This is a genomic window from Mesorhizobium sp. ISC11, from assembly GCF_037162595.1.
In the GTDB taxonomy this organism is placed as follows: Bacteria; Pseudomonadota; Alphaproteobacteria; order Rhizobiales; family Rhizobiaceae; genus Mesorhizobium; species Mesorhizobium ciceri.
The window spans coordinates 4,000,490-4,018,350 of sequence record NZ_JAVSPW010000001.1 but is presented as its reverse complement, the minus strand read 5'-3'; the positions used below and the strand labels follow the sequence as shown (position 1 = coordinate 4,018,350).

Here is a 17,861-nt window from a genome sequence, read left to right as displayed (position 1 = left end):
TCTCCCCGGAATTGGAACAACGTGACGAACGGAATCCTGCTCGCCCTGATCGCCTACGCAAGCTATTCGGGTAGCGATGCCGTTGTCAAAAGCCTGGGCGGTCAGCTCACGATCTTCGAGATCGGCTTTTTCATAACCTTGTTCGCGGGCTTCTTCCTGTTCTTCACGCGGCCCGCGGGCGAACGCTGGCGCGATTTCTGGCGCACCAGAAGGCCATGGGCGGTGCAGGCGCGTGCCTGGGCGGGCATCGCTTCCGGCGTGCTCAGTGTCTACGCCTTCACCACCATTCCGCTGGCCGAGTCCTATGCGTTGATCTTCCTGGCGCCGCTCTGCGTCACCATTCTCTCCACGGTGATCCTCAAGGAGAAGGTCGGCCCCTGGCGCTGGCTGGCGGTGGTCGCCGGTTTCGCCGGTGTCATGCTGGTGGTGCGGCCGGGCTTTCGCGAGCTCAATCTCGGCCACCTTGCCGCCTTCGGTGTTGCCTTCCTCGCCGCCACCAGCGTCATCCTGATGCGCTCGCTGGCGCAGCAGGAAAAGCGCACCACCATGCTCGGCGTGCTGGTCGGCTACGGCCTGCTGTTCAACGGCATCGGTGCCGCCGCCACCTCGTTCACCGTTCCCGACGGCAAGCAGTTGCTGTGGTTGGTGGCGGCCGGTGCCTTCACAGCAGGTGGACAATTCCTTCAACTGCTGGCCATGAAATACGCGCCTGCCAACCGGGTCGCGCCGACGCATTATTCGCAGATCGCCTGGGCGGTGATCCTCGGCGCGTTGTTTTTCCAGGAATATCCGGACGGGCTGTCGCTGGTTGGCCTGGCGGTCGTTGGCGGCGCCGGCCTGTTGACCATGGTGCGTGAGGAAGCGCGGCTGGGGACCGTGCGCTGGAACCCGTTTTCGCGTACCCGGCTTTGAACCGACTCTGGTTGCGCCGTGGCCGTAACCGCTGATATGCGGGCGCCATGACCACAAAACCCCTGCCGGAGCTTCCTGTGTCCGTCGTGCTGCCGGCGCTGAGGGAAGCGCTTGGCGATGGCAACAGCGCCGTGCTGGTGGCGCCGCCCGGCGCTGGCAAGACCACGCTGGTGCCGCTGGCGCTGCTTGACGCGCCTTGGCTCGGCGCCGGCAAGATCATCCTGCTTGAACCGCGCCGCCTCGCCGCTCGCGCCGCCGCTCGCCGGATGGCTGAGTTGCTTGGTGAGGAACCCGGCGCCACCGTCGGCTACGCCATGCGCATGGAAAACCGCATTTCGGCAAAGACCAGGATCGTGGTCGTCACCGAAGGCGTGCTGGCGCGCATGATCCTCGACGATCCCGAACTGCCCGGTGTTTCGGCTGTCATTTTCGACGAATTCCACGAGCGTTCGCTCGACGGCGATTTCGGTCTCGCTCTGGCGCTCGACGTGCAGGGGGCGCTCAGGCCGGATCTGCGCTTGGCTGTGATGTCGGCGACGCTCGACGGCGCGCGCGTCGCCAAACTCATGTCGGGCGCGCCGGTCGTCGAAAGCGAGGGTCGCGCCTTTCCCGTCGATATCCGTTATGACGAACGGCCGGCCGGCATCGCCATCGAGGACGCGATGGCCAAGGCGATCCGCGCCGCCCTTGCCGACGAGAGCGGCAGCGTCCTTGCCTTCCTGCCCGGCCAGCGCGAGATCGAGCGCACCGCCGAACGGCTGGCCGGCAAGGTCGGCACCGATACCGACATCGTCCCGCTCTACGGCATGCTGGACGGCAAGGCGCAGGACGCGGCGATCAAGCCGGCAACATCGGGCCGCCGCAAGGTGGTGCTGGCCACCTCGATAGCCGAAACCTCGATCACCATCGACGGCGTGCGCGTCGTCATCGATTCCGGCCTGTCGCGGCTGCCGCGCTATGAGCCGGCCAGTGGCTTGACCCGACTGGAGACCGTGCGTGTCAGCAAGGCTTCCGCCGACCAGCGCGCCGGCCGTGCCGGACGCACGCAGCCAGGCGTCGCCATCCGGCTGTGGCGGGCCGAGCAAACGGCTGCACTTCCCGCTTTCACGCCGCCGGAAATCCTTGAGGCCGATCTGTCCGGACTGCTGCTCGATTGTGCTGCCTTCGGCGTTGCCGATCCGACAGGGCTCGCTTTTCTCGATCCGCCGCCTGTTCCGGCCCTCAATGAGGCAAGGGGGCTACTGCGCGCGCTGGATGCCATCGACCAAACGGGGCGCCTGACGGAGGCGGGTGCAGCGATGCGCAAGCTCGCTCTGCCGGTGCGGTTGGCGCATATGGTTGCCGAGGCATCCCGGAGCGGCCATGCCTTCGAGGCGGCGATGCTTGCCGTGCTGCTTACCGAACGCAGCCTCGGCGGCGACGGCGCCGATCTGGAGCGGCGGCTGATGCGTTTTCGCGGGGAAAGATCTCCGCGCGCTATCGTCGCCAAGCAGCTCGCCGAAAGGCTGGCAAGGCAGGCTGGCGGGGCGAAGGGCAGCGAAGCTGCGGCCGCCGGTCTCCTGCTCGTGCACGCCTGGCCGGATCGGGTGGCGAAGGCGCGCGGCGAGCGCGGCCGTTTCGTGCTGGCCAACGGCTCCGGCGCCATGCTCGACGCCGCCGACCCGCTGGCGGGCGAGCCGTTTCTAATCGTCGCCGACCTGCAGGGCAAGGCACAGAATGCGCGCATCATGGCGGCAGCGGCGATCGGCGAGGACGATGTCCGTGTCGCGTTGGCGGACAGGATCGAGGCGCGCCGTGAAACGAGCTTCGATCGGGACAAGCGCGCCGTGCGTGTACGTGAAACCGTGCGCCTTGGCGCCATCACGCTCGCCGAGCGCATGCTGCCGCCGCCAACGGGGGCCGACGCCGACCGCGCCGTCCTCGATGCCGTGCGCCAGCACGGGCTGTCGCTGCTGACCTGGAGCAAGGAGGCGCAAACGCTGCGCCAGCGGCTTGGCTGGCTGCATCGCGGCCTGGGCGCGCCATGGCCCGATATGGCGGATGACGCCCTCGTCGAGCGCCTCGACGACTGGCTGCTGCCTTACCTCGCCGGCGCGGCATCGTTTGCCGCCATCGATGCAGGTGTTGTCTCGGCCGGACTGGCCAGCCTCGTGCCGCATGATCTGCAGCGCAGGATCGATACGCTGGCGCCGACCCATTTCGACGCTCCGTCCGGCAGCCATGTGCCTATCCGCTATGACGGCGAATGGCCGGTGCTGGCGATTCGCGTACAGGAGCTGTTCGGCCTCGACCGCCATCCTTCGATCGCCAATGGCACTGTGCCGCTGACGCTCGAACTCCTGTCGCCGGCGCACCGGCCGATCCAGACGACGCGCGACCTGCCCGGCTTCTGGCGCGGCTCCTGGGCCGACGTGCGCGCCGACATGCGCGGCCGCTATCCCAAGCATGTCTGGCCGGAAAACCCGCTGCTCGCCGCCGCCACCGCCCGGGCCAAGCCGCGCGGGACCTAGCCTTTGGAGCTTCGCGGCTGTAATTCATGGCCATGATCAACGTTTTGCGTTCGCCCGATTTCCAGCAGAGCCAGAGACTGCGCCTCAACACGCTAATCCGGTTGCGATGGCTTGCCATTGTCGGTCAGAGCCTGGCGGTGCTCGTCGTCGCCTATGGGCTGAAGTTTCCGCTGCCGGTCAGCCTCTGCTTTGCCCTGATCGCCTGTTCGGCCTGGATGAACCTGTTTCTCGCCTTTCGCTTTCCGGCGGCACACCGGCTCACGCCGCTTGCGGCCTTCGGCATCCTCATCTTCGACAGCCTGCAGCTTGCCGGCCTGCTCTACATGACCGGCGGCCTCACCAATCCGTTCTCGCTGCTGATGACCGTGCCTGTCGTCATTTCGGCGACATCGCTGCCCCTGCGCCTGACCGCCATCCTCGGCGGGCTGGTCATGTCGGCGGCGACCTTTCTGGTCTTTGTCCATCTGCCGCTGCCCTGGCATGAGGATGCGCCGCTGGCGATGCCTTTTCTCTATGTCGCCGGCATGTGGATGGCGGTGCTGTCCTCGATCGCCTTCACCGCCATATATGCTTTCCGGGTGGCAGCCGAAGCCCGGCTTCTGGCCAATGCGCTCGCCGCAACAGAGCTGGTGCTGCAGCGCGAGCAACACCTTTCGGCGCTCGACGGGCTGGCCGCCGCGGCCGCGCACGAGCTCGGCACGCCGCTCGCCACCATCGCGCTTGTCGCCAAGGAGATGGAAAAGGCGCTCGGCAAGGATCCGAAATATGGGGAAGACGTGACGCTGTTGCGTTCGCAGAGCGAGCGTTGCCGCGAGATTCTCAAGCGGCTGACCAGCCTGTCCTCGGAGGGTGAGGCGCATCTTTCGCGGCTGCCATTGACATCGCTGGTCGAGGAGGTCACCGCGCCGCACCGGGACTTCGGCATCTCGATCAAGCTTCGGCCCGGCGAACGCATCGGCCCCGAGCCGGTCGGGCAGCGCAATCCGGGCGTCATCTACGGCCTCGGCAACCTGGTCGAGAACGCGGTCGATTTCGCCCGCAAAAGCGTCACCGTGCGCTGGAGCTGGGACGAGGCCACCGTCACCTTCTCGATCGTCGATGACGGCCCAGGTTTTCCGGCCGAGATCATCGACCGCATCGGCGAGCCCTATATGTCGACGCGTCAGGGCAATGAAACCGGCGGTGGTCTGGGCCTCGGCCTGTTCATCGCCAAGACCCTGCTCGAACGCTCTGGTGCCGTGCTCGATTTCCGCAATTCGAGTGGCCTGGGCGAGGGCGCCATGGTCCAGATATCGTGGCCGCGTGGTGTGTTCCTCAATCCGGAAATCACTTCGGCCAGCATGTTCGACACTGCCTGAGAGCCTTGAAGGACCTCTAAAAATTGGACAAGGAGGCTCAGGAACTATATTTGCGTAAAATTAAGGCAGCAGGAATTTTGAGACTATGACAGGCGACGAGAATATTGGCGCAATGGTTGAAGGCGAGGACACCTCGCTGCTTGTCGTCGATGACGACAAGCCGTTCCTCACGCGTCTGGCCCGCGCCATGGAAGCCAGGGGCTTCGTGGTCGAGACGGCCGAGAGCGTCGAGGAGGCGGTTGCCAAGGCGCGCGCCAATCCACCCGCCTACGCCGTGGTCGACATGCGGCTCGGCGACGGCAACGGCCTCGACGTGGTCGCGGCCATCCGCGAAAAGCGCGAGGATTCCCGCACCATCATCCTGACCGGCTATGGCAACATCGCCACCGCGGTGACCGCGGTGAAGCTCGGTGCGGTCGATTATCTCTCCAAGCCCGCCGACGCCGATGATATCTTCGCCGCACTCACCCGCACCGCCGGCGAGCGCGCGGCGCCGCCGGAAAACCCGATGTCGGCCGACCGCGTCCGATGGGAGCATATCCAGCGCGTCTATGAGATGTGCGAGCGCAACGTCTCCGAGACAGCGCGCCGGCTCAACATGCACCGTCGCACCTTGCAGCGCATACTGGCAAAGCGCGCGCCGCGTTAAGGCCACCGTTTGCCATCTTGCCGATTGAAACCCGCCGAAACAGGCGGCATGACGGAGGCGACATGCAGGATCTGAAGCAGCGGCCGATTTCCGTCTTCCGCGAATTTCTCGATAGCGAAGCGGCCGGCGGCATCATCCTGATGGCGGCGGCGGCACTTGCGTTGATCGTCGCCAACTCGCCGCTCGCCGAAACCTATTTCTCCGTGCTCCACGCCTATCTCGGCCCGCTCAGCGTCTCGCACTGGGTCAATGACGGGCTGATGGCGGTGTTCTTCCTGCTCGTCGGGCTGGAGATCAAGCGCGAGATGCTGGACGGCCAGCTCTCCACCTGGCCTCGGCGCGTGCTGCCCGGCATCGCCGCCGCCGGCGGCATGCTGGTCCCGGCACTCGTCTATGTCGCCGTCAACCGCAACAATGCGGCCGCCCTGTCCGGCTGGGCGATCCCGACCGCCACCGACATAGCTTTTGCGCTCGGCGTGCTGTCGCTGCTCGGCAGCCGCGTGCCGGCTTCGCTGAAGGTGTTCCTCACAGCATTGGCCATCATCGACGACCTCGGTGCCGTCATCATCATCGCCATCTTCTACACCAGCGGCCTGTCGCTGGCTTATCTGGGTGCCGCCTTCGCAATCATTGCCGCGCTTGTCGTGCTCAACCGCATGCGGGTGATGACGCTTGTGCCCTATCTCGTTCTGGGCGTCGTCCTGTGGGTTCTGGTGCTGAAATCTGGCGTCCATGCAACGCTTGCCGGCGTGGCGCTGGCGCTGACCATCCCGCTTGAGCGCTCCGCCGGGATCGGTCACGATCTGGACCATTCGCCGCTGCACCGGCTCGAGCACGGCCTGCACAAGATTGTGGCTTTCGCCGTCATCCCGATCTTCGGCTTTGCCAATGCCGGCGTTTCGCTCGCCGGCCTGAGCTTTGGCGCGCTGATCGAGCCGTTGACGCTGGGTGTCGCCGCCGGCCTGGTGGTCGGCAAGCTGGTCGGCGTGTTCGGCTCCTCGGCACTTGCCATCAGGCTCGGTCTTGCCGACCTGCCCGCCAATGCCGGCTGGACGCACATGATCGGCATATCGCTGCTGTGCGGCATCGGCTTCACCATGAGCCTGTTCATCGGCCTGCTCGCCTTCGCCGGCGACGTGGCGCTGCAGGACGCGGTCAAGGTCGGCATCCTCGCCGGCTCCTTCATCGCCGCCATCCTGGGCGCTGCCGTGCTGCTCATGGCGTCCGGTAGGGGTGGCGTGGAGGACGGCGAAGAGGAGAGCCGGTCATAGAGTGAAGGACGCCGCTACTCGCTCTCACCCTCCAGCGCCGGCACCGACACGCCGGCAAGCTCCGCCGCCAGCAGCCGCGAAGCGCCGGCCCGCGCGATCCGCAGCATCAGCGCCTTGCGCGTTGCCGCTGCCATGCGGTGCTCGGGCGCATCGCGCAGGATCTCGGCGCCATAGCCGTCGGAAAGGATGAAGCCGCATTCGTGCGGGAAGATCTCCGAGGGTACGCCGGGATGGGTGGCGAAGAAGAAGCGGTCGGAATGCAGCCGGTAGTCGGGCCATTTGCGGTCGACCCTGAAATCCTCGATCGAGGATTTGATCTCGATGATCCAGATATCGCCCTGCCGGGTCAGCGCGACGAGGTCGGCACGGCGGCCGGTGGCCAGCGACAGTTCGGGCAACACATGCGCGCCCATATCCATGAGCAGCCGCTGCACACCGCGCCGCACCAGCATGGCGCGTTCGGACTGGCGACCGTCGATGAGAGGGTTGATTGGGATGGGCGAGATGATCGGCATGCCAAGCACCATGCCAGATTCTGTTCACGGTTTGAACCTGTTTTATGCAGGCGATTGTATATTCGATATACCCGGATATACCCAAAAGAAGTCAGGCATTGATCCTTGAAAGATTGAGCTTGTGGTGCACACCATCGTTCTCATGGGGACGGGCGGCGCAAAATTGAACAGCACTGATGGTGAACAACTGTGGGCCTTTGACCTTGATGCTCTGCGCAAGGCTTTCAGAAAGTCCGTTCAGGAGCATAAAGTCACCACGGCTGATTGGGCGGAGCACGCCAAGCAGTTCCTGGAAAAACAGAGAGATCGTCAGCGCAAATCGACTTGATATGCTGCGCCGGTCAATTTCCATTTGGTAACTTTAAGATAGCAGCGAAAAAGTCTTTGCGCGTCACCAACTAAAGTCAGATGTAACCGCTTTAGTTCCGCGAATGCCGAATGGCATAAGCAGGGAGACGTCACTTCGACACTTTCGTGAAGTGCGCACCCCATCTGCGGGTGATGCATGGCTTTATGTAAATTAGCTAAAGCGAATATAAGAGAAAAGTGATATTTTGGAAGCAGCCGGGGCTCCCCCAATACACCCCGCTCCGGTCAGGCCCGGTGGCGGTCCACCCAAAGGAAGGCTACCGGGCCGATCCCTGCAACCAACCGGTGACCCGCTCGTTGATCCCATGCCGGGTTGATCCCCCGGCACTCCAGGACCTGCCCGCTGCCGAGGGGCGGCGGGCCTTTTTTGCCGATTGATTGAAGCCCGCAGCGATAGCGAAGGCCCCGGCGGGCGCCGGGACCTTCGCGTTGCTGGTCTCGTCAGAAGTGGATCCAGAAGGATCTGCGGAAACATCTGCGGCGCCAATAGCCATTGCGCCAATAGCGACGGCAGACCCGCCTCCACCCGCGTCGGCGACGGCGGCGGTGCCATCTGCGGTGCCGCACCAACTCGACGCCATCCTGGACACCGGGACCATCCGGGTCGAGAATATCGTCGGACGGTTTGTCGAGCTCGTCGAGAATGCCGGGCCCCGTATTCGGGATGCCGGCCAAGGCGGTGGCAGGACGCGCGATTGCGACGACGGTCGCAGCCCCTGCCAGCCCAAGCATTCCAGTCAGAAACAATCGCCGATCCATGCCAACCTCCATCGTTGATCATTGCGACAAGGGAAGACATAGAGCGGCTGATTGACGCGCCCAGATGCCGAAGAAAATTGGGTCAATCGCTTTGCCGTGCCGGCGGCGGGCCTTTTTGGGCGATCTCTGACAATCCACGCGGCCAATGCGCCTGTTCCGGGGATCATTCCTCCGACAAGCCGGCCGTCGTTGCGGCCGTTTCAATGCTCACCGACACGCCCTGGCGCAGGGAGTTGCTGACCGTGGAAATCGCCGCGGCCCTTGTAATGATCTCGGCCGGGTCGGAGCCGTCCAGCGTCGTGCATGAAACCGCCATGGTTGACGAGGTCGCGAGCAAAGGCTTGCCTTCGAGGTTCAGCGTCACGGTCACGGCGATCTTGTCGAGCGTTACGCCCATTTCCTCGGCGACGTAGCGAAGATCGTTGCAGAAGCAGCCGCCGATCGCCAGGGCAAGCAACTGGCCGCCATTGAAGCCCAGGCCCATGCCGCCGGCCTTGGTCGACGATGATCGTGTGGCCGCCGGCCCAGCCCATGGCGGCTCGCGTGTCCTCCACATTGCGCAGTTCGACGGTCATCGAGACCATTGCGGATGTCCTCCCGGCAGGAGTCGACCAGGCTTCGGGCGTCGTCGACATACGGTCATTATGCAGGCGCAGAGGCGCCCTTGTCGCTGGGCAATACCGCGCCCGCCATGTCATCAAGGATCGGACAATCCGGCCTTTCGTCGCCGTGACAGGCATGAATCAGTTTCTGCAGCGTCGAGCGCATTGACTGCAACTCGCGCACTTTCTCCTCGATCGCCGTGACATGGGCGGCGGCGATTTCGCGCACGTTTTGGCTGGCGCGGCTGCGATCCTGGTAAAGCGCCATCAGCTGGCGGCAATCGTCGATGGAAAAGCCGAGATTGCGCGCGCGGCGCAGGAAGGCCAGCCGATGGATGTCGTCTCCGGAATAATCGCGGTAGCCGTTGGCGGCGCGTGCCGGGGCGATCAGGCCGATCTCTTCATAGTAACGGATGGTCTTGGCCGGCAGGCCGGAGCGGTGGGCGGCGTCACCGACATTCATGACGGTTCTCCTCGATTTCCAGGAACCCATGGAGCAGGCCCCTTGAATTTGCTTCACAATCCTGTGAGTCCTGTTGCCAAAATGCCATAGTGATACGCTTACCGGTACGTCAAGGCAGGCATATAGGCATCGCGCGCTTGGCAAGCAAAGCAAATGCCAGCATGAATGATGATGAGAGAGCGGCCGACTCGTGCCGCCGAGTTTGGGCGGGGCACCGGATCACCTGATGCGCATGAAGTCGTTTGCAATCATCGCCGCACTGGCGCTCTCCACTGCTATCGCCGGTTGCAGCACCATCGGCTCGCAGATATTCTCCAACGACTACGGCGCGGTCACCGACGCCGGTTATCAGCTGCCGCGCATCCCGATCGAGAAAGTGCCGATGAAGTACCATCGGCAGGAAGTGAACTACGATAGCCCGGAAAAGCCGGGCACGATCATCGTCGATACGCAGAACAAGTTCCTTTATTTCATCGAGGGCGACGGAAGGGCCATTCGCTACGGCATCGGCGTCGGCCGCGAGGGCTTCGAGTGGCATGGCACCGCCCACATTGCGCTCAAGCGCGAATGGCCGACCTGGACGCCGCCGAGGCAGATGATCCAGCGCCAGCCGGAATTGGAAAAGTTTGCCGGCGGCATGGAGCCGGGCCTGAAGAACCCGCTCGGCGCGCGCGCCATGTACCTGTTCAACAAGGGCGGTGATTCAGGCTATCGCCTGCATGGCAGCCCCGAATGGAATTCGATCGGCAAGGCGATGTCGTCTGGCTGCATCCGGCTGATGAATCAGGATATCATCGACCTCTATGACCGCGCCTCGGTCGGCGCCAAGGTCATCGTTCTCTAGAGGCAGTTTTCGTACGCGGACCGTCTAGGCAACAACGGACGTCCCAAGCAGAAAACCGGGCAATTCGGCCCGGTTTTTTGTTGTTTGCGCGATGCGACGCCTGCTCGGCGGTCAGGACACCGCCGAGAACGCGGTGGGAACCAAAATTTGGTTGATGATTGTCTCGGTGATCTGGCCATCACGCTCGGAATCTTCCCGCGCCTGCGTCCAGGCAGGGTCCTTCACGAACGCCGTCCAACGCTCTTCGCGTTCGGCCAGCGATTCCCATGCCAGCATGTAGGTCAGTTCGTTGTTCGAAGCTCCGATCAGCGTGGTAAAGAAACCCGCTTGGCGGATACCGTGCTTTTCCCATAATTTGAGCGTGATCTTGTCGAAGCGATCAAGAAGCGCCGGCAAGCGTCCCGGCAAAGCCCGGTAAACCCGAAGTTCGTAGATCATTTTTTGGAGTTCCTTCTGACCGATGCGCCGGAAGCGAAGAAATCGGACCAGACGGTCAGCAGGGTAGAATTGTAAAAACGGGCGTCAGGAGACCTGCTCGACCTGCTGCACTTCCGGCACGAAATGGCGCAGAAGGTTCTGGATGCCGTGCTTCAGCGTCGCCGTCGATGACGGGCAGCCGGCGCAGGCACCCTTCATGTGCAGGAACACCGTGCCATTCTCGAAGCCGCGGAAGGTGATGTCGCCGCCATCCTGGGCGACCGCCGGGCGCACCCGCGTGTCGAGCAGCTCCTTGATGGTGATGACCAGCTCCTCGTCGGCCTTGTCGTAGAACTCACCGGTCTGGCTGGTCTCGGCGGCCGGGCCAGCCTTGGCCATGACGGGCGCGCCGGACATGAAATGCTCCATGATGGCGCCGAGGATCGCCGGCTTCAAATGCTGCCAGTCGGGGCCATCCTTGGTCACGGTGATGAAGTCATAGCCGAAGAAAACGCCGGTGACGCCAGGAATTTCGAACAGCCGGCCGGCCAGCGGCGAGGCGACGGCGGCGCTGTCGGCATCGCGGAAATCGGCGGTGCCTTCCACAAGCACTTCCTTGCCGGGCAGGAACTTCAGCGTCGCCGGGTTTGGCGTCGATTCGGTCTGGATGAACATGGCCGTCTCCGTGCCCGTTTGGGCATCTAGTTTGGAACAATTCTAAATAGGCTCAATTGGCCGGACATTCAAGCGAAACGCATCGCCGGAATGGCTGGCTGGCGGAATGTTTTTTGCGCGCCCCGGGGACGCGCCCGACGGTGTGTTGAGATTTTCAGGTCAGGCCGGCATCACCTGAAAATCAGCACACCTCAGGCCAGGCTGTCTATTTCCTCGTCCGAAAGGTTCTGCGGCACGACAGTCACCGGGATCGGGAAGGCGGCACCCTTGCCGGCCACGGCGCCGACCAGCGGTCCCGGGCCCTCCTTGCCCGCACCGGCGGCCAGCACCAGGATGGCGATGTCCTGGTCTTCCTCGATCAATTTGTGAATCTCTTCCGTCGGCTTGCCTTCGCGGACCACCATCTCGGGCTCGATGCCGAGCTTCTGGCGCACCTTGTTGGCATAGCTGTCGAGTGCGGCGCGCGCCGTGGCGTTGGCTTCCTCGCGCATGATCTTCTCGACACCCAGCCAATGCTGGAAGTCGTCCGGCACGATGACATAGAGCAGCACCAGCGTGCCGCTGGTGCTCTGCGCCCGTTTCGAGGCATAGGCGACGGCACGCTCGCATTCCGGCGTGTCGTCGATGATCGTCAGGAATTTCCTGCGATGGCCGGCTTCGCGGCTGAGGCGTTTGGAAACCATGTCTATCTACTCGGTGTCTTGCGGCGCAATCTGCCACTGCGGCGGACCGGCGGCAAGCCGCCGGCCTTGTGCCAGTGCACCCGATGTCGCGATCAGCCCTGCAGCAGGCCGATAATGTCGCGCACCGTCTTCATCGTCGCTTCGGCCAGCACGCCGGCGCGCTCGCCGCCGTCCTTGAGCACCGCGTCGACATAGGCGCGGTCATCCGAAATGCGGCGCATCTCGCTGGCGATCGGCGCCAGTTTTTCCACAGCAAGATCGGCCAAGGCCGGCTTGAACACGGAAAACTGCTGGCCGGCGAATTGCTTGAGCACATCCGCCTTCGACATCTCGGCGAGACCCGCATAGATGCCGACCAGGTTTTCTGCCTCGGGCCGGCCGGCCAGGCCATCCAGCTCGCTCGGCAACGCTTCCGGATCGGTCTTGGCCTTGCGGATCTTCTTCGAGATGTCATCGGCGTCGTCGGTCAGGTTGATGCGCGACAGATCAGACGGGTCCGATTTGGACATCTTCTTGGAGCCGTCGCGCAGCGACATGATGCGCGCCGCCGGCCCGCCGATGACCGGCTCGGTCAGCGGGAAATAGCCGTTCACGGTCTCTTCGCCGATCTGCATCTCGACGCCGACGCCGAGCGCTGCGATACGGTCGGAGAAGTCGTTGTTGAATTTCTGCGCGATGTCGCGGGTGAGCTCCAGATGTTGTTTCTGGTCCTCACCGACAGGGACGTGGGTGGCACGGTAGAGCAGGATGTCGGCAGCCATCAGCGAGGGATAGGCGAGCAGGCCGAGCGAGGCATTCTCGCGGTCCTTGCCGGCCTTGTCCTTGAACTGCGTCATGCGGTTCATCCAGCCGATGCGCGCCACGCAATTGAAGATCCAGGCAAGCTCGGCGTGCTGCATGACCCGCGACTGGTTGAAGACGATGTGCTTCTTCGGATCGATGCCCGAGGCCAGGAACGCAGCGGTGATCGACCGCGTCTGGTCGGCCAGGTCTTCATAAACGAGTTGGGCTGTCAGCGAATGCAGGTCGACGACGCAATAGATGCAATCGGAGGTGTCCTGCAGGGCAACGAATTTCTTGATGGCGCCGAGATAATTGCCGAGATGCAGATTGCCGGTCGGCTGGACACCGGAAAAGACGAGTGGCTTGAAGGCGGTCATGATTGTCCTCATGGCTTGTGGAGGGCCGTATAAGCGTGATTCCGAAAAGTTGCAGACTTTTCGGAGCCAATCACGCGGCTGGAAACCGCGCGCGGCGAAAGTCTTGCGACGGCGCGCTTATGGACGAAGACGGCGCTGCGATCAAGACGGCGCTGCGAGCTTGCCCGGCCTACTCGTCCAGTTCGGTCTTTGCGATCGGTGGCGCCGACTTGCCAGATCCCCGCTTGACGTTGCGACGGATCATGCCGAAATCGGCGCCGCCGGTGGCAAACGCCGTGATGAAGTACAGCAGCGCCCCACCCGCGACCAGCGACAGCAGCGTCGTCGCCTTGACCACCAGCGGCGAGCCGGGCCCGAGCCTGACGCCGAACCAATGCTCGGCAAAATAGAGCGCTGCCCCCATCACGATAGCCGACAGCACCAGACGTGGAATGCGCTTCATCAGCGGCACGTCGCGGCCCCAGTGGCCGCGACGGATCAGGACGCCGAGCAGCATCACCGCGTTGACCCAGCCGGCGACGGCCGAGGCCATCGCGATGCCGGGCGCGCCCATCCGTGGAAACAGCGTCAGCGCCGTGGTGACGTTCACCGCCACCGAGATGGCGGCAAAGATCATCGGAGTGCGCGTGTCCTCTCGGGCGAAATAGCCCGGCGTGAATGCCTTGATCAGCACGAAGGCCGGCAGGCCGAGGCCGAAGATCGCCAGGATCGCCGCCACCGTCGGCGTCGAGCCGTTGGCGGCGAACGCGCCGCGCTCATAGACCAGCCGTACGATCGGCTCCGACATCACCCAGAGTGCGGCGGCTGCCGGCAGCGTCAGGAACAGCGTGAACTCGACCGAGCGGTTTTGCAGATTGGCCGCCTCGATCAGATTGCCCGACTTCAGCGCGCGCGACAGTTCGGGCAACAGCACGATGGCGACCGCGACACCGACCACGCCGAGCGGCAACTGGTAGATGCGGTCGGCATAGGCGAGCGAGGACACCGCGCTGTTCTGCGCCGAGGCGATCGCCGTGCCGATCAGCTGGTTGATCTGTGTGATGCCGCCGGTGATGGCCGCCGGCAGCGCCAGGATCAGCAGCCGCTTGACCGCGGGCGTCATTTTGGGACGGCGAAAGCCGATCGAGATGCCGGCATGGCGCACTGCCACCCAGACGATCGCCAGCTGCACCAGTCCGGCGGCAAGCACGCCCCAGGACAGCCCGTAGCCGACTGTGAGGGCATCCGAGCCCTTGTACCAGGCATAGGCGAGCACGCCGATCAGGATGATGTTGAGAAACACCGGCGCCACGGCGGCGGCGAAATAGCGGCGCAGCGAATTCAGCATCCCCGCCATCATCGCGCCCAGCGACATACAGATTAGATAGGGGAACATGATCGTCGCCAGCGTCACCGTGGTGTCGAACTTCCCCGGCGTGCCGGCAAAACCCGGCGCCACCAGATAGCGCACGATCAGCGGCATCGACAGTTCCATGATGATGGTCAGCGCCAGCAGCGCCGTGAACAGCACGCCGAACACTTCCTCGGAAAAGCGCTTGGCGCCTTCGGTGCCGTGGGTCTCGATCTCCTTGGCGAACAGCGGCACGAAGGCGGCGTTGAAGGCGCCCTCGGCAAACAGCCGGCGAAAGGTGTTGGGAAACTGGAAGGCGGCGTTGAAGGCATCGGCGACCGGCCCGGTGCCGAGTGCGGCGGCCATCAGCATCTCGCGGCCGAAACCGAGCGCGCGGCTCATCAGCGTGCCGGAAGCGACCGTTGCGAATTTCTTGACGAGGCTCATGCTTTTGGGAACTGCCTGCGGAATTGGGACAAAGTGATGGTCGTTGTCACTCGGCCGCCGCCCTGGACTTGCCGCCGCGTTCGGGCACGATGCCTTCGAGCGTTGCCATCAGCCGATTGCGGATGGTGGCGATGCGGGCCGGGCTATCTATCTTCTGGCCAGTGAGATCGGTGACATAGAAAGTGTCGATGACCTTTTCGCCGAAGGTGGTGATATGGGCCGATGCGATGTCAAGCGACAGGTCGGAAAGCGTTCCGGTGATCTCCGACAGCAGCCCAGGCCGGTCGAGGCCCTCGACCTCGATGACCGAAAAACGATTCGACAGCGTGTTGCGGATTTCGGCACGCGGCGGGATCTTGAACACCTTGGAGCCGCGCCGCGGCTTGGTGCGCTTCTCGATCATTTCCGGCAGCCAGCTCTTGCCCGACAGCACGTCCTCGATCAGCCGGCCGACACGCTCGGCACGCCGGCGCTCGTCCTCGTCGCGGTCGAATTCTCTGCTGATCAGGATCGTGTCGAGCGCACGGCCGTCCGACGTCGTGAAGATCTGCGCGTCGACAATGTTGCCGCCGGCCCCGGCGCACGCCCCGGCGATGACCGAGAGCAGGCGGGGGTGGTCCTGCGCCAGCACGGTGATTTCGGTCACCGCCTCGAACTGGTGGGTCTTGACCATGGTGGCAAGCTTGTTGCCTGACGCGTCAGCTTCACGAATGAATTCGGCATGGCGCAGCTGGTCTGCGAGATCGACGGTCAAAAGGTAATTCTCGTAGTGCTGGCCGACATAGCGCTTGCGGGCCTTGTCCGGCCAGTCGGCAAGCGCCTCGGCCAGACGCTCGCGCGCCGCCGCCGTGCGTTGCGCGCGCGACACTTCCGAAAACCCGCCGGTCAACAGCAATTCGGTCTCGTAGTAGAGCGTGCGCAGCAACTGGCCCTTCCAGCCGTTCCAGACACCCGGTCCGACGCCCCTGATGTCGCAGACGGTGAGGATCAAAAGCAGCTTCAGCCGCTCGACCGACTGCACGATCGCGGCGAAATCCTCGATGGTCTTGCGGTCGTTGAGGTCGCGGGTCTGGGCTGTCATCGACATCACGAGATGGTTCTCGACCAGCCAGGCAACGGTTTCAGTATCGGCAGGCGACAGCCCCATATGCGGACAGATGCGGCGTGCGATCCTGGCCCCCGCCTCGGAATGGTCCTCCGGCCTGCCCTTGGCGATGTCGTGCAGCAGTACGGCGACATAGAGCGCCTCGCGGCTCTTCTTCAGCCCCGGCATCAGCGTGTGCGACAGGGGATGGACCTTTTCGCCGTCGCCGCGTTCGATCTCGGCCAGCACGCCGATGCAGCGGATGAGGTGCTCGTCCACCGTGTAGTGGTGGTACATCGAGAACTGCATCATGGCGACGATCTTGCCGAAATCCGGGATCAGCCTGCCGAGCAGCCCGGCCTCGTTCATGCGGCGCAGATTGAGTTCGGCATTGCGATCCGAGGTCAATATGTCGAGGAACAGCCGGTTGGCCTCCTCGTCGCGCCGCAGCGACTTGTTGACCAGGCCGAGCGAACGGGTCAGCAGCTTCAGCGCATCGGGGTGGAATTCCAGACCGTGCTTGTCGGCGAACCAGAACAGCCTGAGCAGATTGACCGGATCGCGCTCGAACACCTGGTCGTCGGCGATGTTGATGCGGTGGTTGTCGACAATGAAGTCCGACGTGCCGGCCAGCTTGCGCTTGCGCCGCGAGAAAGTCAGGAAGATGCGGTTGAAGCCCGGCACGTGCTTGGCCTGCTCCTCCTCGAGCGCGGCACAGAAGATGCGGGTCAGGTCGCCGACGTCCTTGGCAACGAGGAAGTAGTGCTTCATGAAGCGCTCGACCGCCGACAGGCCGGGGTGCGTGGTGTAGCCGAGCCGTTCGGCGATCTCGCGCTGGATGTCGAAATGCAGCCGCTCCTCGGCCTTGCCGGTGAGGAAATGCATGTGACAGCGTACCGCCCACAGGAAATCCTCGGCTTTCTGGAACTCGCGGTACTCACCCTCGGTGAAGACGCCTTTATCGACCAATTCCTCGCCGGTGCGCACCCGGTAGAAATATTTGCCGATCCAGAACAGCGTCTGCAGATCGCGCAGGCCACCCTTGCCGTCCTTGACGTTGGGCTCGACCAGATAGCGGCTTTCGCCGGCCTTGGCATGGCGGTCATCGCGTTCGGCAAGCTTGGCCTGGACATATTCGGGGCCGGTCGTGCGCACCACCTCATGGTCGAAGCGCAGCATCAGTTCATCATAGAGCTTTTCCTCGCCCCACAGGAAACGTGCTTCGAGGATCGAGGTGCGGATGGTGACGTCGGTGCGCGACAGGCGCAGGCATTCGTCGATATTGCGTGTGGCGTGGCCGACCTTCAGCCCCAGGTCCCACAGCATATAGAGCATGTATTCGACTGTCTGTTCGCCCCACGGCGTCTGCTTGTAAGGCAGCAGGAACAACAGGTCGATGTCGGACCCCGGCGCCAGCGTTCCACGGCCGTAGCCGCCGACAGCGACGACGGCCATGCGCTCCGCGGAGGACGGGTTCTTGACCCGGTAGACATGGGTGACGGCGAAATCGTAAAGCGCCCGGATGATCTCGTCCATGAGATGCGACAGCCGCGCCGCGCAGGCGCTGCCGCCGCCATCGTCCCTCAGCATGCGTTCGGCAATGGCGCGCCCGTCCGCCAGTCGTCCCTTGAGCAGCTGGAGCACACCATTGCGCGCAGCCTGCCCTGAGCCGTCGCCCGCCGTGCCCGCGGTCAGCGCGGTCATCTCGCGGCGCAAGGCTTCGCCGTCGATCAATTCGTCGAGCTTCAGGGAGATTCTTGCCATATATCCAGTCGGCCTTGCCGTTTCGGCGGCGTCTATAGCGCGTTTTGGC

The 17,861-nt window shown here is 63.9% G+C and carries 16 protein-coding genes; 6 read left to right on the top strand and 10 right to left on the bottom strand.

Translation table 11 applies throughout. From position 1 onward, the window contains the following. Positions 1–21: 21 nt before the first annotated feature. The 5 genes from RPF88_RS19550 (at position 22) to nhaA (ending at position 6,700) form a co-directional block, all read left to right on the top strand. Positions 22–912 carry a DMT family transporter gene (locus tag RPF88_RS19550; protein ID WP_013528075.1) on the top strand — a complete coding sequence of 297 codons (891 nt, stop codon included), beginning with the start codon at positions 22–24 and terminating at the stop codon, positions 910–912. Between the two features lie 47 nt (positions 913–959). Continuing rightward, positions 960–3,422, top strand: a complete 2,463-nt coding sequence (gene hrpB / locus RPF88_RS19545; protein WP_337122987.1) for an ATP-dependent helicase HrpB — start codon at positions 960–962, stop codon at positions 3,420–3,422. Between the two features lie 26 nt (positions 3,423–3,448). Further along, entirely contained in the window at positions 3,449–4,780 is a 1,332-nt protein-coding gene (locus RPF88_RS19540; protein ID WP_013528073.1) for an ActS/PrrB/RegB family redox-sensitive histidine kinase, read from the top strand. Between the two features lie 85 nt (positions 4,781–4,865). Then, positions 4,866–5,429 (top strand): ActR/PrrA/RegA family redox response regulator transcription factor, encoded by a 564-nt coding sequence (locus RPF88_RS19535; RefSeq protein ID WP_013528072.1) that lies wholly within the window; start codon positions 4,866–4,868, stop codon positions 5,427–5,429. Between the two features lie 62 nt (positions 5,430–5,491). Next, the gene (gene nhaA / locus RPF88_RS19530; RefSeq protein WP_337122985.1) at positions 5,492–6,700 is read left to right on the top strand and encodes a Na+/H+ antiporter NhaA; all 1,209 of its coding nucleotides are present in this window, start codon (positions 5,492–5,494) and stop codon (positions 6,698–6,700) included. A 14-nt stretch (positions 6,701–6,714) separates the two neighbouring features. Here the strand turns inward: nhaA and RPF88_RS19525 are convergent, their stop codons facing one another. From RPF88_RS19525 to cueR, 4 genes are all read right to left on the bottom strand, one after another. Then, the gene (locus RPF88_RS19525; protein WP_050596417.1) at positions 6,715–7,215 is read right to left on the bottom strand and encodes an MmcB family DNA repair protein; all 501 of its coding nucleotides are present in this window, start codon (positions 7,213–7,215) and stop codon (positions 6,715–6,717) included. Between the two features lie 91 nt (positions 7,216–7,306). Then, positions 7,307–7,567 carry a hypothetical protein gene (locus RPF88_RS19520; RefSeq protein WP_127219059.1) on the bottom strand — a complete coding sequence of 87 codons (261 nt, stop codon included), beginning with the start codon at positions 7,565–7,567 and terminating at the stop codon, positions 7,307–7,309. Positions 7,568–8,506: 939 nt separating this feature from the next. Continuing rightward, complete coding sequence (locus RPF88_RS19515) at positions 8,507–8,827, bottom strand: OsmC family protein (RefSeq protein ID WP_442921281.1); 321 nt, start codon at positions 8,825–8,827, stop codon at positions 8,507–8,509. A gap of 158 nt (positions 8,828–8,985) precedes the next feature. Continuing rightward, positions 8,986–9,408 carry a Cu(I)-responsive transcriptional regulator gene (cueR, locus tag RPF88_RS19510; protein ID WP_337122981.1) on the bottom strand — a complete coding sequence of 141 codons (423 nt, stop codon included), beginning with the start codon at positions 9,406–9,408 and terminating at the stop codon, positions 8,986–8,988. 226 nt (positions 9,409–9,634) lie between these two features. Between cueR and RPF88_RS19505 the strand changes: the two genes are divergently transcribed. Then, complete coding sequence (locus RPF88_RS19505; RefSeq protein WP_013528066.1) at positions 9,635–10,252, top strand: L,D-transpeptidase; 618 nt, start codon at positions 9,635–9,637, stop codon at positions 10,250–10,252. Positions 10,253–10,363: 111 nt separating this feature from the next. Here the strand turns inward: RPF88_RS19505 and RPF88_RS19500 are convergent, their stop codons facing one another. The 6 genes from RPF88_RS19500 to RPF88_RS19475 all read right to left on the bottom strand — a co-directional run bounded on the left by RPF88_RS19500 (position 10,364) and on the right by RPF88_RS19475 (position 17,812). Next, entirely contained in the window at positions 10,364–10,690 is a 327-nt protein-coding gene (locus RPF88_RS19500; RefSeq protein ID WP_013528065.1) for an NIPSNAP family protein, read from the bottom strand. 84 nt (positions 10,691–10,774) lie between these two features. Then, the gene (locus RPF88_RS19495) at positions 10,775–11,344 is read right to left on the bottom strand and encodes a NifU family protein (RefSeq protein ID WP_013528064.1); all 570 of its coding nucleotides are present in this window, start codon (positions 11,342–11,344) and stop codon (positions 10,775–10,777) included. 191 nt (positions 11,345–11,535) lie between these two features. Then, a complete protein-coding gene (locus tag RPF88_RS19490) occupies positions 11,536–12,027 on the bottom strand; it encodes a universal stress protein (protein ID WP_013528063.1) in 492 nt (163 codons plus the stop codon). Between the two features lie 92 nt (positions 12,028–12,119). Then, the gene (gene trpS, locus RPF88_RS19485) at positions 12,120–13,187 is read right to left on the bottom strand and encodes a tryptophan--tRNA ligase (protein ID WP_063173534.1); all 1,068 of its coding nucleotides are present in this window, start codon (positions 13,185–13,187) and stop codon (positions 12,120–12,122) included. 169 nt (positions 13,188–13,356) lie between these two features. Beyond that, positions 13,357–14,964, bottom strand: a complete 1,608-nt coding sequence (gene murJ, locus RPF88_RS19480) for a murein biosynthesis integral membrane protein MurJ (protein WP_337122976.1) — start codon at positions 14,962–14,964, stop codon at positions 13,357–13,359. A 46-nt stretch (positions 14,965–15,010) separates the two neighbouring features. Next, positions 15,011–17,812: a [protein-PII] uridylyltransferase gene (locus RPF88_RS19475; RefSeq protein ID WP_337122975.1), complete on the bottom strand. Its 2,802-nt coding sequence runs from the start codon at positions 17,810–17,812 to the stop codon at positions 15,011–15,013. Positions 17,813–17,861 lie beyond the last annotated feature (49 nt).